This window comes from Demequina soli (genome assembly GCF_000971195.1).
Lineage (GTDB): Bacteria > Actinomycetota > Actinomycetes > Actinomycetales > Demequinaceae > Demequina > Demequina soli.
Genome location: NZ_BBLZ01000002.1, coordinates 294677 through 308113 on the forward strand (window position 1 = coordinate 294677; position 13437 = coordinate 308113).

The 13437-nt window shown below is 72.4% G+C and carries 10 protein-coding genes; 3 read left to right on the top strand and 7 right to left on the bottom strand.

The features are described 5' to 3' along the window. The first annotated feature begins 272 nt into the window (after positions 1 to 272). Positions 273 to 1367 (top strand): alcohol dehydrogenase catalytic domain-containing protein, encoded by a 1095-nt coding sequence (locus tag AOM04_RS04865; RefSeq protein WP_062463157.1) that lies wholly within the window; start codon positions 273 to 275, stop codon positions 1365 to 1367. A gap of 16 nt (positions 1368 to 1383) precedes the next feature. Here the strand turns inward: AOM04_RS04865 and AOM04_RS04870 are convergent, their stop codons facing one another. The 4 genes from AOM04_RS04870 to AOM04_RS04885 form a co-directional block, all read right to left on the bottom strand. After that, a complete protein-coding gene (locus AOM04_RS04870) occupies positions 1384 to 1827 on the bottom strand; it encodes a hypothetical protein (RefSeq protein ID WP_062463160.1) in 444 nt (147 codons plus the stop codon). Next, positions 1824 to 2894 carry a malate dehydrogenase gene (locus AOM04_RS04875; protein ID WP_062463163.1) on the bottom strand — a complete coding sequence of 357 codons (1071 nt, stop codon included), beginning with the start codon at positions 2892 to 2894 and terminating at the stop codon, positions 1824 to 1826. Before AOM04_RS04875 ends, AOM04_RS04870 begins: the two co-directional genes overlap by 4 nt. Before the next feature lie 48 nt (positions 2895 to 2942). Then, complete coding sequence (locus AOM04_RS04880; RefSeq protein ID WP_062463166.1) at positions 2943 to 4301, bottom strand: urease accessory protein UreH domain-containing protein; 1359 nt, start codon at positions 4299 to 4301, stop codon at positions 2943 to 2945. Between the two features lie 87 nt (positions 4302 to 4388). Further along, on the bottom strand, positions 4389 to 6239 hold the full coding sequence (locus AOM04_RS04885; RefSeq protein ID WP_062463169.1) for an ABC-F family ATP-binding cassette domain-containing protein: 1851 nt from the start codon (positions 6237 to 6239) through the stop codon (positions 4389 to 4391). Positions 6240 to 6384: 145 nt separating this feature from the next. Here AOM04_RS04885 and AOM04_RS04890 point away from each other — a divergent pair, with 145 nt between their 5' ends. Together AOM04_RS04890 and AOM04_RS04895 are read left to right on the top strand one after the other, a co-directional pair. Then, the gene (locus AOM04_RS04890; RefSeq protein WP_062463172.1) at positions 6385 to 7077 is read left to right on the top strand and encodes a glutamine amidotransferase-related protein; all 693 of its coding nucleotides are present in this window, start codon (positions 6385 to 6387) and stop codon (positions 7075 to 7077) included. Next, positions 7074 to 7460 (top strand): DUF3054 domain-containing protein, encoded by a 387-nt coding sequence (locus AOM04_RS04895; protein ID WP_062463175.1) that lies wholly within the window; start codon positions 7074 to 7076, stop codon positions 7458 to 7460. Before AOM04_RS04890 ends, AOM04_RS04895 begins: the two co-directional genes overlap by 4 nt. Here AOM04_RS04895 and AOM04_RS04900 read toward each other — a convergent pair. The 3 genes from AOM04_RS04900 to AOM04_RS04910 form a co-directional block, all read right to left on the bottom strand. Then, the gene (locus AOM04_RS04900; protein ID WP_062463178.1) at positions 7457 to 8416 is read right to left on the bottom strand and encodes a zinc-binding dehydrogenase; all 960 of its coding nucleotides are present in this window, start codon (positions 8414 to 8416) and stop codon (positions 7457 to 7459) included. The genes AOM04_RS04895 and AOM04_RS04900 overlap by 4 nt on opposite strands. Before the next feature lie 137 nt (positions 8417 to 8553). After that, positions 8554 to 10374, bottom strand: a complete 1821-nt coding sequence (locus AOM04_RS04905; protein WP_062463181.1) for a hypothetical protein — start codon at positions 10372 to 10374, stop codon at positions 8554 to 8556. Positions 10375 to 10640: 266 nt separating this feature from the next. After that, positions 10641 to 13088, bottom strand: coding sequence for a phosphoketolase family protein (locus AOM04_RS04910; protein WP_228373614.1), 2448 nt, complete (start codon positions 13086 to 13088; stop codon positions 10641 to 10643). Positions 13089 to 13437 lie beyond the last annotated feature (349 nt).

Consider the following 13437-nt stretch of genomic DNA (forward strand, 5'->3'; position numbering starts at 1 on the left):
TCGAACCGAGGAACTATTTAGTCGACTTGGTTGGTGGCGATCGTTCACGCTCATCGCACTCGCCGTGAGTGGGTGCAATGCGCAGTTCGTCCGCGCCCGTGAGTTGTTCCGATAGTGATTGGCCGTTCGCGCGACAATGCAGGAATATCCGACCATAAGTGAACGCCGCTTCACATCTGGCAGCGCGCTGTGCCATGCTCGGAGGCGCACGCGGCGAGCAATGGCGCCCGACCCGCGTGGCCTCACCAGCGGGTGCCGGTCAGGAGTCCCCCATGAAGGCTGTGCGATTCGACGCGTGGAAGACGCGCCCCACCCTGGTCGACGTCGAGCGGCCGGTCCCCGGCCCCGGCGAGGTGCTCCTGAAGGTGGCGGGCTCGGGCGCGTGCCATTCCGACGTCGCGCTCTACGCGATCTTCGACCAGGACATCGCGATGCCGCAGCTGCGTCCCTCGTACATCCTCGGCCACGAGGTCACCGGCTGGGTTGAGGAGGCCGGTCCCGGGGTGATCGGGATCGAGAAGGGGAGCGCGCACATGGTCTATGCGGCGCGCGGCTGTGGCCATTGCACCTCGTGCGCGCACGGCGAGGACACGCTGTGCGACAACGTGGCCACCATGACGTCGCTCGGCAGCGGGCTCGGCCTCGACGGCGGCATGGCCGAGTACATGACGGTGCCGGTACGCAACCTCGTGCCGCTCGGCGACGCCGACCCGATCAAGGCCGCCCCGCTCGTGGACGCCGGCCTCACGGCGTACCACGCGATCAAGCTCGCGCTGCCGCGGCTGTCCTCGGGCGGCCGGACGGCGCTCGTGATCGGACTGGGCGGCGTCGGGCAGCTCGCCGTCCAGATCCTCGCGTCCATGACCTCGGCGACGGTGCTCGGGGTCGACGTCAAGGCGGACGCGTGCGACCTGGCCGCGAGCCGCGGCACGGTCATCGTCGAGCCGGGCGACGACCAGGTCACGCGGATCCGCGAGCTCACCGGCGGGCGCGGCGTCGACGCGGTCTTCGACCTGGTGGGCACGGAGGAGACCATCCGCCTCGCGCAGGCCGTCGTCGCGGTGCGCGGCCGCATCACGGTGGTCGGCCTCGCGGGCGGCCGCACCGACTGGGGCTTCTACACCACGCCGTTCGAGGCGGAGCTGACCGGCACCTACATGGGCACGCTGGACGAGCTCCACGAGCTCGCCGCGCTGTACCGGGCCGGGCGCCTGGAGGTCGACGTGACGCCGTACTCCCTCGACGACGCGATGGACGCCTACACGCGCCTGGAGCAGGGGACGATGCTGGGGCGCGCCGTGATCGTGCCTCACGGCGGCGTGACCGCGCCCGTGGAGCAGGGGGCCGAGGTGCCCGCGGCGGTGTGACGCGCGCCGGCGGCGCTCAGCGGGGCGGGAGGACCGTCAACGCCTCCACCGCGGCGCCGCCCCCACGCAGGTCCGCGACGGCCGCCGCGACCGTGGGCAGCGGGCCGGTCAGGATGACGAGCTCGCCGTCGCGGTGGACGCCGACCCCGGCGACGGTGTCCGGGTCCACCGCGACGCCGGCGAGGACGGCGACGGCCCTGACCCGCGCATCGTCCGCGCGCACCAGGTCGACGGCGCGCACCACCGCGAGACGCGCCAGCGTGCGCACCAGCACCTGGGCGAGGCGCTCGGACGCGGCGAACTCGACGCACATGGTGCCGATGCCGCCGTGGACGTCGAGCGTCGAGATCGAGCCGAAGCTCACGCCGCGCTCGGAGAACACGCCCGCGATCGCGGCGGAGGCGCCGCTGCGATCCTCGACCTGGGTGAAGGCGAACCAGCGCTGCGTGATGGCGCTCATCGCGGGCCGCCTCCCCACGCGGCGACGGACTCGTTGATGGACTGGGCGACCTCCCACAGGGCGCGCTCCTCGTCGGCGGCCGGGGCGTCGAGCATGACGCGCGTCCAGCCGTCGGGACCGACGGCGACGGGCACGCCGAGCACGCCCGTCCACGGGATCCCGCCGAGCTCGATCTCGCCGTCGAGCAGCACCTGGCCGGCGACCACGATGTCGCGGCCGTCGAGCACGGTGCGCACCAGGTCGACGGTCGCGTTCGCGGTGCCGTGCGCGGTCTTCGCGCCGCTCTGATGGGTGAGGTACGGGCGGATGACCGCCTGGATGTCCGGCGGGAAGGAGTCGATCGCGGCGAACGCCGCGGCGACGTCCGGGGTGGCCGCGATCCGCTGCTTGGCCGCGGCCACCTCCGACCGGAACGAGGCGAGTCCGCGCTCGCCGCGGACGCGCGCGACGATCTCGGCGCGCTCGTCCGGGTCGAGGCCGCGCAGGCGCACGCTCGACCACAGCGGCACCATCATGTCGCCGTGCTGGCCCGCGACGAAGCCGCTCACGCGGTGACGGCGGATCCCGAGGGTCGCCGCGATCTCGCGGCGGAAGCGCAGCGTGTCGAGCCACGCGCCCATGCCGATGACCCGGTGGCGTCCCAGGCGGCGCGCGAACACCTCGACGGCGAGCTCCACCGGGTTGGACACCACGATGACCACCTCGTGCCCGGAGCCGTGCGCGGCGAGGGCGTCGGCGTACTCCTCGAAGACGCGGCGGTTGTCGGCGGCGAGCGCGTCGCGATCGATGACCTGGCCCGTGCCGGTGGGGACGGTGCGGCCCGCGGTCATGACGACCACGTCGGCCACCACGTCCTCGGGTCGCGTGGCGACGTCGATGTGGGGTGCACGCTCGTCGAACGCGTCGATGAGGTCCACGCGCAGGCCGTGCACCGCGGCGCCCGACGATCCGCCGGCGCGCCCCACCAGCTGGAGGCGGGACGATGCGCCCAGCTCGCCGCGCTCGATGAGCGACCCGCAGATCGCGCGCCCGACGTCACCCGTGGCCCCGACGATCGCGACATCCATGCCGCCGACGCTACCCGGCGCGTGTGTCGCCGGTGTTGCCGGACGCCGTCAGGAGGCGGCCGGCCGGTCGATCACGACGAACTCGCCGGTGTACATGCCCATCGCGCACGAGTACGGGAACGTGCCGGTCTCGGTGGGCGTGAACTCGACGGTCTGGGCGTCGAACAGGACCATGATGCGGGAGAGGCCGAGCGACGGGGCGTCGACCGCGCTCTGGCATCCCTTGTACTCGGGGGTGAGGGTCCATGCGACGGGCTCGTCGACGTAGACGACGGTGGTCGCGGGGGAGTAGCCCTCGTAGACCACGTCGGTGCTGACGTGCTGCGCGCCGTCGACGTCGGTCACGTTCGAGGTGCGCTCCGTCGCCGTGACGTGGCGCGACGCGAGGCCGGGCGACAGGCGGGCGACCCCGCCGGACGCGGTGACGAGCGCGAACGCGAGCACCACCACGCCCACGCCGCGCAGGACGCGCACGGCCGCCGGCCGGGTGGACGATGCGGCGGCGCCGGCGGCCGCGCCCGCCGCGAGGAGGCCGGGCGTGGTCCCGACCGCGAAGAGCGCCATGACGATGGCCCCGTCGCGCGCGCTCCCGGTCGACAGCGCGTACACCTGCACCGCCTGCGTGAACCCGCAGGGCAGGAAGAAGGTCGCGGCGCCTAGGCCGAGCGCGCGGATCGTGCCCCCGCGTGCGCCGTCGGGCGACGCGCCGGACGCCCATGCGCCCCAGCGTCCGGGCAGCGACAGCTGCCACGCGGCGATGCGCGGCGACGCCCCCGTGAGCCGCACCCCCACGAGGGCCATGACGGCCGCCGCCGCGAGCACCGTCGCCCCGAGCAGCCATCCGGACGGCACGAGGGTGCCGCCCACCAGACCCATGAGGGCGCCGAGCGCCGCGAACCCGACGATGCGACCCGCGTTGAACGCGAGGTGCGGGCGCATGCGCGCGAGGCCGGTCGCGCGCGACGGCACCGAGGCCGCGAGCGAGACCACCAGCCCCCCGACGAGCGCCATGCACGTCGACACGCTCGCGGCGACGCCCAGGCCCAGCACCACCAGCGCCGAGCCCGCGGACGCCCCGCCGGTGAGCTCCTGGACGCGGGCGTCGAGGCCGAGCGCCCACGCCACCAGCGCGAGCGCCCCGACCACCGCGGTCGACACCGCGACGTCGCGCCACACCTGGTGCTCGCGGCTCAGCCACGGGCGGGTCCCGACGCCGTACGGGGTGTCGGCGAGCGCCGCGTCGACGGCGGCGTCGGACGGCAGGCGGCCGCCCCGGAGGGTGAGGCGGCCCGACCGCCGGTCCGCGCTCGCGGACTCGACCCCGGGCAGCGCGAGCGCGGCGGACGCGACGGTGCCCTCGCACGCGGCACAGGTCATGCCGGCGATGGGGACGACGCGTTCGCTCATGGGCCCTCCTCCGGGGTGCCTCCATTAGGCACCGCCGGAGATCGCCCCGCCCGGGACCGAGGTCGCGAGCCTCCGCCGGCTGGAACGTCAGCCCAGCTGCTCGCCCAGCTCCAGCCAGCGCTCCTCGAGCTCGTCGTTCTCCGCCTCGAGCTCCTGCAGGCTCTTCATGTACCTCGCGAGGCCCGCGAAGTCCGACTGGTCGTGCATCACCATCTCGTTGTGGGTGCCCTCGGTGAGCTCCTTGATCTTCGCCATGCGCCGCTCGATCGCCTTGAGCTCCTTCTCGGCGGCGCGGCGCTCCGCGCCGCCGAGCGCGGGAGCGCCGGACGATGCGCCGGTCTCCACCGCGCCGGGGAACGCCGCGCGGAGGGTGGCCGCCGCCTCGTCCCCCGCGCCGGCGCCGAAGGTGCCGATGCCGGACGTGCCGCCGGCGCGACGCTCGCGGGACAGCTCGACGTACTCGTCGACGCCGCCGGGCAGGTGGCGCAGGCCGCCGTCGACCACCGCGTACTGCTGGTCGGTGATGCGCTCCATGAGGTAGCGGTCGTGGCTGACCACGATGAGCGTGCCCGGCCACGAGTCGAGCAGGTCCTCGAGGGCGGCGAGCATGTCGGTGTCGAGGTCGTTGGTGGGCTCGTCGAGGACGAGCACGTTCGGCTCGCTCAGCAGCACCACGAGGAGCTGGAGGCGGCGGCGCTGGCCGCCCGAGAGGCGGCCCACCGGGGTCTTGAGCTGGGCGGACGTGAAGCCCATGCGCTCGAGCAGCTGGGTGGGCGTCATCTCCTGGCCGTCGGACAGCTGGATGGACGAGTAGCGCTTGACGACGGCGGAGACCCGCTCGTCGGCGATGTCCTCGAGCTCCGCGAGCTGCTGGCTCAGCTGCTCGACACGCACCGTCACGCCGGTCTTCACGCGGCCGGCGGTGGGCTGCTGCTCGCCGGTGACGAGGCGCAGGAAGGTCGACTTGCCGGCGCCGTTCTCGCCCAGGATGCCGATACGGTCGCCGGGGCCGATGGTGAAGTCGAGGTCCTTGAGGACCTCCTTGTCCCCGTAGCTCACGCCGACGCGGATGAGCTCGACCACGTCCTTGCCCAGGCGTGCGGCGGCCATGCGGTGGAGCTTGACGGTGTCGCGGATGGGCGGCACGTCGGCGATGAGCTCGTTGGCGGCGTCGATGCGGAACTTGGGCTTGGAGGTGCGGGCGGGCGCGCCGCGGCGCAGCCACGCGAGCTCCTTGCGCATGAGGTTCTGGCGGCGCTGCTCGGTGACGGCGGCGATGCGGTCGCGCTCGACGCGCTGCAGCACGTAGGCGGCGTATCCACCCTCGTACATGTCGACCTCGCCGTCGTGGACCTCCCAGGTGCGGGTGGAGATCTCGTCGAGGAACCAGCGGTCGTGGGTGACCACGAGCAGCGCGCCGCGGTTCGCGGGCCAGCGGCGCCTCAGGTGGTCGGCGAGCCACGTGACGCCCTCGACGTCGAGGTGGTTGGTGGGCTCGTCGAGGAACACGACGTCGTGGTCGCCCACGAGCACGTGCGCGAGCGCGACGCGGCGCTGCTGGCCGCCGGACAGGTCCCCGACGATCGCGTCCGCGGGCAGGTCGGGCACCAGCCCCGACATGACGTCGCGGACGCGCGGGTCGGCGGCCCACTCGTGGGCGTCGCGGTCGCCCACGATCGCCTGCGCGACGGTGAGCGCCTCGTCGACGTGGTCGGACTGGTCGAGGACGCCGATGCGGGTGCCGCGGGCCACGGTGACGCGGCCGTCGTCGGGCTCGATGCGGCCCGCGAGGACCTTGAGGAGCGTGGACTTGCCCGCGCCGTTGGTGCCGACCATGCCGATCCGGTCGCCGTCGTCGAGCCCGATCGAGATCGAGCCGAGCACCGGGCCGGTGCCGAAGTCCAGGTGAAGCGCCTCGGCGCCAAGCAGGTGAGCCACCCGACAAGGGTAGTCGCGCGCCGCGCCCACGTTCGCTCAGCACGGTTCGCGATGCGACACGCGGTCCGTTCGCTCGATCGGGCGCCGTTGACCGCGCGTGTCGGCGCCGGATCCGTGCCCAGCGAACCCGGGTTAGGGTCGCCGCATGAGATGCGTCGCCATCCGCCATGTCGCGTTCGAGGACCTCGGGATCTGGGAGGCGGAGATCGCTGCCCACGGCTACGAGGTGACCTACCTCGACTCCGGGGTCGACGACCTCGCGCCCTTCGCCTCCGCCGACCTCGGCATCGTGCTCGGCGGGCCCATCGGGGTGGCCGACATCGAGGACTACCCGACGCTCGCCGAGGAGGCCGCGCTGCTGGGCTCCCGGGTCCGGTCCGGGATGCCCACCCTCGCGGTCTGCCTCGGTGCGCAGTTGCTCGCGCACGCGCTCGGCGGCGCGGTCGAGGCGGGCGAGCCCGAGCTCGGCTGGGGGAGCGTCGAGCTGGCGCCCGCCGCATCGTCCACCCCGCTGCGCCACCTCGCCGGCGCGCCCGTGCTGCACTGGCACGGCGACCGCATCGTCCCCCCGGCCGGCGCGACGGTCCTCGCGAGCACCGCCGCGACCCCGTGCCAGGCGTACTCCTACGGCAGCGCGCTCGCGGTCCAGTTCCACCCCGAGGTCGACGCCGAGCGCATCGAGCGCTGGCTCATGGGGCACACGGGCGAGCTGCGCGGCCTGGGCGTGTCGGTGACCGGCCTGCGCGCGCGGTCGCGCGAGGTGGGGGACGATGCGGCGGTGGCCGGGATCCTCATGATCCGCGAGTGGCTGCGCGGGATGGGACGGGGCGAGGCATGAATCTCAGGCAGGCGGCGGTCGGCGCCGCGGCGTTGGACGCGGGCGCGATCGTGGTGTTCGCGAGCATCGGCCGGGCCAGCCACGAGGAGGGGATCCTCGGCCCGTGGGGATCCGGGCTCGCGACCACGGTGTGGCCGTTCGCGGCGGGCGCGGCGCTCGGCTGGGTCCTGGCGAAGGGCTGGACGCGGCCGTGCGACTGGCGGCGCACCGGCGTGACGGTGTGGGCGTCGACCCTCGTGGGCGGGATGCTGCTGCGCGCGGTGAGCGGTCAGGGCGTGCAGGTGTCGTTCGTGGTCGTCGCGGGGGCGTTCCTCGCGCTGTTCCTGGTCGGCTGGCGCGTGGTGTCGGGGTGGATCGCGAGGCGCCGGGGCCTCAAGGGCTAGACGGTCACCACGACCTTGCCGAGGTGGTCGCCGCCGACCACCCTGGCCACCGCATCGTGCGCGCGCGCGAGCGGGAAGGTCGAGTCGATCGTGGGCCGCAACCCGGTGCGCGCCAGGAAGGACAGCAGCGCCGCGAGGTCCTCGCGCGTGCCCATGGTGACGCCCTGGATGCGCAGCTCGTGGAAGAACACGCGGGTCAGCAGCGCCGGCTCGGGGTCGCCCGTGGTGTGGCCGGCGATCGTGACGGTGCCGCCGTTCTTGACGGACGCGATCGAGTGCTTCCAGGTGGCCCTGCCGACGGTCTCGACGACCGCGTCGACGCGCGTGGCGAGGCGCGCGCCCGGCTCGACGGCCGCTACCGCGCCCATGCGCAGCGCCGCCTCGCGCTTGGCCTCGGAGCGTGAGGTCGCGTGCACCTCGAGCCCGGCCGCGGCGCCCAGCGCGATGGCCGCGCTCGCGACGCCGCCGCCCACGCCCTGCACGAGGACGGACTGGCCGGGCGTGAGGCCCGCGCCGTGGAAGAGCATCCGGTACGCGGTCAGCCACGCGGTCGGCAGGCACGCGGCCTCCTCGAACGTGAGCTCCGCGGGCTTGGGGATGAGGTTCGCCGTGGGCACCGCGACGCGCTCGGCGAGCGTGCCGGGGTAGCGCTCCGACAGGAGCGAGCGGGGCTCGCGCGGGCCCACGCCGTGGCCGTCGGCGCCGATCACGCCGTGCACCACCACCTCGGTGCCGTCGGGCGCGACGCCGGCGGCGTCGCAGCCGAGGATCATCGGCAGCTGCGCCTCGCCCAGGCCGATGCCCTTGAGCGACCACACGTCGTGGTGGTTGATCGACGCGGCCCGCACGTCGACCGTGGTCCAGTGCTCGCGGGCCTCCGGCTCGGGCCGGTCGCCCACCTCGAGGGCGCTGACCGGGTCGTCGGCGGAGAATCGGGCGGCGTAGGCGGCAAGCATGGCTCTCACCCTAGGACGATGCGCGGGCCGGCGCCGGGACGGAGGTCACCCGCGCATCGTCCCCGGTCGGGCGCGCACGACGAAGGGGGCCGACACGCCGGCTGAACCGGCGCATCGGCCCCCTTCGGGGCTGGTCGTCAGACCAGCTTCTTGTAGGTGTAGGTGAAGGTGAACTTGCTTGCGCTCGCGTAGGCGTACTCGCCCATGCCGAGCGTGATGTGGACCGTCTTCGACGTGGCCGGGAGCTTCAGCGCACCCAGGGATTGCAGGCCCTCGTTGGCAGCGCCGCCCCTGGCGCATCCGAACTCGACGGTGTCGTAGCACCACACGACCTCGCCGTACAGGTAGTACCAGTTGGCCGTCACCTTGACGCTCGCGCCGCCGAACTGCTGGCCGTTCACGACCTCGGTCGGCACCGTGACGGAGCCCTTGGCGACGAGCGCAAGAACGTCGTCGTAGTACGCGCTGTAGCTGTCGCACAGGAAGTCGCCTGCGGTGAAGTAGTTCTTCACGCAGGTTCCGTACGGGCCGGAGTCGTACGCCTTGTAACGCGTGACTGCCTCGTTGGCGTTGTACGTCACCTTCTTCGTGGTGGTGACGAGCTTCTTGCCGCTCACCGTCACGTAGGTCTTCGCGGTCCGCGTGGAGCCCTCGGGACCCTTGAGGCTGACCGAGATGGTGTACGTGCCGGGGACCACCTTGCCGCCGTTGAGGCCGTACCAGGTGGTCTGCCACTTCTTCGAGGTCTTCACGGACCAGGACTTCACGGTCTTGCCGCCGTAGCTGATCTTGACGGTGCCCGTGGTGGGGAGCACGGTGCCGGTGGTGGTCGTGGGCGTCACGGTGAGCGCGACGGAGTCGCGGTACCCGTCGGCGACGGGGAAGACGGTGCCGAGGCTCGACGTCAGCGCGACGCTCTTGATCGCGGTGTAGCCGACCGTGAGCTTCTTGGACGCGGTGCGCACCACGCCCTCGGGGCCCTTGAGCGACACGGTCGCCGTGTAGGTGCCCGGGACCACCTTGCCGCCGACGCGGCCGTCCCACGTGCCGGTCCACTTCTTCGACGACGTGAGTGTCCACGACTTCACGGTGGTGCCGTTGCGGGTGATCTTGACGCTGCCCGTGGAGGCGAACGTGGTGCCGGTGGTGGTCTTCGGGGTGACGGTGAGGGTCACCGCGTCGTGGTACGAGTCCTTCAGCGGGTACAGCGCCGTGATGCTCGCACCGAGCGTGACGCCCGTGACGGCCGTGCTGACCACGGACAGCGCCGCCTTGGCGCTCGTGTGCTGCTCCCCGCTCGGGCCGACGAGCGTGGCGGTGACGCCACCCGAGCCCGCGGCCAGCTTCGACGCCGCGATCGTGGCCTTCGCGGCCGTGCCGGTCGTCGACGCGACCGACACCTTCGCGGTCGCGCCGCCGACGGTCGCGGCGACGTCGCCCGTGAACGGCACGGCGAGCCCGGTCTCATCCGTCGCGCTGACCGTCGCGGTGGTCGACGTCGGGGTCGCCTTGCTCCACGTGTAGATCTTCGACGCCGACAACTTCAGCGCCACGTGGAGCGGGTCGCCCGACCCGACCGTGATCGGCGTGACGACGGGGCTGCCGCCCGCGGGTGTCGCCACGAGCTCGTAGGAGCCGGCGGGCAGCGGGGCGACGTCCACGGTGAGCTCGCCGAGCGTCAGCGGGTCCGCGATGGTGACGGGCGCGAGCGTCTCGAGCGGCGTGGTGCCGCCGACGGCGCGCACGTACGCGGTCACGACGGTGGCGGCGTCGGTGGTGACGGTCACCTTCGCGGAGTCGCGCACCCCGTCGCCCGCGGGCAGCGTCAGGACGGTCGCGGGGCTGAGCGAGAGCGTCGCCGACGACTCCTCGGCCGATGCGGCGGTGGCGACGCCCGCGAGCGTCAGGGTGGATGCGGCGACGACGGCGATGGCGCGCGCGCCTAGGCGTGAATGCACGGATGGACCCCCCAGTCTCTACTTCGATGTGGGCGTGAGCGTATCGATACCGGGTGCCACCCACAAGGGACCTGTGACGGGGATCGCTCGGGCGCGCCGGGCCCGAGGCGGGAGGCGAGCATCGTCCCTGGTGGAGTGCCGCATCGTCCCGCGATATTCGCTCCGCACGGCGAAGGGGCCGACACGCCGGGCGTACCCGGCGCATCGGCCCCTCCTGTGCGGCGTGCCGCCGCTCAGACCGTGCTGAGCGAATCCACGCGCGCGCCCTACTCGTTGTCGCCGTCGGTCGCGAGGGCGCCCGAGAGCTTGGCCTGCACGTCGGTGCCCGCGCCCGACCAGACCCACTCGGCGACCTCGGGGAGGTCGGCGCCGGTCTCGTAGGCGTAGCGCTGGGCCTCGAAGCGCTTGTCCTGCAGCTTCTGGCGCAGCGACGCGGCGCGCGCGCCGAGCGACGGGACGCGGTCGATGACGTCCATCACCAGGTGGTAGCGGTCGATGTCGTTGACCATCGCCATGTCGAACGGCGAGGTGGTGGTGCCCTCCTCCTTGAAGCCGCGCACGTGCAGGTTGGCGTGGCCGTTGCGGCGGTAGGTGAGGCGGTGGATGAGCCACGGGTAGCCGTGGTAGTTCATGATGATCGGCTTGTCCGCCGTGAACAGCTGGTCGAACTCGCGGTCCGACATGCCGTGCGGGTGCTCCTTCTCCGGCTGGAGGCGCATGAGGTCCACGACGTTGACCATGCGCACCTTGAGGTCGGGCAGCTCCTCGCGGATGATGTCGATCGCCGCGAGCACCTCCATCGTCGGCACGTCTCCGATGCCGCACATCACCACGTCGGGCTCCTCGCCGAGCGGCACGTTGGAGGCGAACTCCCAGATGCCGGCGCCGCGAGCGAAGTGGTTCTCCGCCTCCTCGATGGTGAGCCACTGGGCCTGCGGCTGCTTGCCGGCGACCACGACGTTGACACGGTCGCGGCTGCGCAGGCAGTGGTCGTACGTCGCGAGCAGGGTGTTCGCGTCGGCGGGGAGGTAGACGCGCACCACCTCGGCCTTCTTGTTCACCACGTGGTCGATGAAGCCCGGGTCCTGGTGAGAGAAGCCGTTGTGGTCCTGGCGCCACACGTGGCTCGACAGCAGGTAGTTGAGCGACGGGATGGGGCGGCGCCACGGCAGCTCGTGGGCGACCTTGAGCCACTTCGCATGCTGGTTGAACATCGAGTCGACGATGTGGATGAACGCCTCGTACGACGTGAAGAGGCCGTGCCGGCCCGTGAGGTTGTACGCCTCGAGCCAGCCCTGGCACTGGTGCTCGGACAGCATCTCGATGACGCGACCCTCGTGACCCATGGGGCCGTCGTCGGGGTCGATGCCCGCGTTCCACACCTTCTGCGTGACGTCGAGGACCGCCTGGATGCGGTTGGACGCGAGCTCGTCGGGCGCGAAGATGCGGAAGTTGTCGGGGTTGTTCTCCATCACGCCGCGCAGGAAGTTGCCCAGCGTGCGGGTCGCCTCGCCGATCTCGGCGCCCGGCGCCGGCACGTCCACCGCGAAGTCGCGGTAGTCGGGCATCACCAGGTCCTTCATCAGCAGGCCGCCGTTGGCCTCCGGGCGCGCCGACATGCGCAGCTCGCCCTCGGGGACCACCGCGAGCACCTCGGGGCGCACCGCGCCGGACTCGTCGAACAACTCCTCAGGGCCGTAGGACTGCAGCCAGGACTCGAGGGTGTGGAGGTGGTCGTCGGTGTCGCGGGCGTTGGACAGCGGCACCTGGTGCGCGCGCCACGAGCCCTCGGTGCGCTTGCCGTCGATCGACGGCGGGCACGTCCAGCCCTTCGGGGTGCGCAGCACGATCATGGGCCACCGCGGGCGGTCCATCTCGGGGTTGACCTTCGCCTCGGCCTTGATCGCGGCGATCTCGTCCATGACGGTGTCCATGAGCTCCGCGTAGCGGCGGTGGATGGAGGCGTGGGACTCGTCGTCGAAGCCGGCGGTGAAGAAGTGCGGCTTGTGGCCGTAGCCGACCATGAGCGCCTCGAGCTCGTCGTCGCCGATGCGCGCGAGGACGGTCGGGTTGGCGATCTTGTAGCCGTTGAGGTGCAGGATCGGCAGGACCACGCCGTCGGTGGCGGGGTTGATGAACTTGTTGGAGTGCCAGCTGGTGGCGAGCGGGCCGGTCTCGGCCTCGCCGTCGCCCACCACGGCCGCGACCAGCAGGTCGGGGTTGTCGAAGGCCGCGCCGTACGCGTGGCTGAGCGCGTAGCCGAGCTCGCCGCCCTCGTGGATCGAGCCCGGGGTCTCGGGCGCGACGTGCGACGGGATGCCGCCCGGGAACGAGAACTGCTTGAACAGGCGCTGCAGTCCGCGCTCGTCCTCGGAGATCTCGGGGTACGTCTCGTTGTAGGTGCCCTCGAGGTAGCTCGCGGCGACCAGGCCGGGCCCGCCGTGGCCTGGGCCGATGATGTACATCGTCGGCTGCTGACGCGACGAGATCATGCGGTTGAGGTGCGTGTAGATGAAGTTGAGGCCCGGCGTGGTGCCCCAGTGGCCGACGAGGCGCTTCTTGACGTGGTCGCGATGCAGGGGCTCGCGGAGCAGGGGGTTGTCGAGCAGGTAGATCTGGCCGACGGACATGTAGTTGGCGGTGCGCCACCACAGGTCGACGGCCTCGAGCTCGGCGTCGCTGACGGAATCCGCGGTGCGGGGGGACCAGGGCATCGGTGCCATCATTTCCTCCATCTCGGGTACGTCCCTCAGCATTTCATGGTGAACGTTCACATTGCTGGGCGAAGGTCCTGATGCGTGCGCGAATTCCGGGTAAACGATGCGCGCGCCCGCTCCCGCGTGCGCCAACCGGCGTACCAGCGGACCCGGGCACCGCATCGTCCCTGGTCACGTACCCTGCGCGGCGATCCATACGGCGGTTGGTGCGAGGAGTCGCCCTGTGAGGTGCCCAGGGCCCGGAATCGGAACGGGCACCGAGCACCTCGCGGCGCGTCGAGCACGGGTCGCCAGCCCGCTCCCGCGTGCGCCAACCGGCGTACCAGCGGACCTGGGCACCGCATCG

What these genes read in the sequence shown, in the direction of transcription:
- AOM04_RS04865 (WP_062463157.1), top strand. Translation starts at nt 273, where the DNA reads ATGAAGGCTGTGCGATTCGACGCGTGGAAGACGCGCCCCACCCTGGTC.
- AOM04_RS04870 (WP_062463160.1), bottom strand. Translation starts at nt 1,827, where the DNA reads ATGAGCGCCATCACGCAGCGCTGGTTCGCCTTCACCCAGGTCGAGGAT.
- AOM04_RS04875 (WP_062463163.1), bottom strand. Translation starts at nt 2,894, where the DNA reads ATGGATGTCGCGATCGTCGGGGCCACGGGTGACGTCGGGCGCGCGATC.
- AOM04_RS04880 (WP_062463166.1), bottom strand. Translation starts at nt 4,301, where the DNA reads ATGAGCGAACGCGTCGTCCCCATCGCCGGCATGACCTGTGCCGCGTGC.
- AOM04_RS04890 (WP_062463172.1), top strand. Translation starts at nt 6,385, where the DNA reads ATGAGATGCGTCGCCATCCGCCATGTCGCGTTCGAGGACCTCGGGATC.
- AOM04_RS04895 (WP_062463175.1), top strand. Translation starts at nt 7,074, where the DNA reads ATGAATCTCAGGCAGGCGGCGGTCGGCGCCGCGGCGTTGGACGCGGGC.
- AOM04_RS04900 (WP_062463178.1), bottom strand. Translation starts at nt 8,416, where the DNA reads ATGCTTGCCGCCTACGCCGCCCGATTCTCCGCCGACGACCCGGTCAGC.
- AOM04_RS04910 (WP_228373614.1), bottom strand. Translation starts at nt 13,088, where the DNA reads ATGCCCTGGTCCCCCCGCACCGCGGATTCCGTCAGCGACGCCGAGCTC.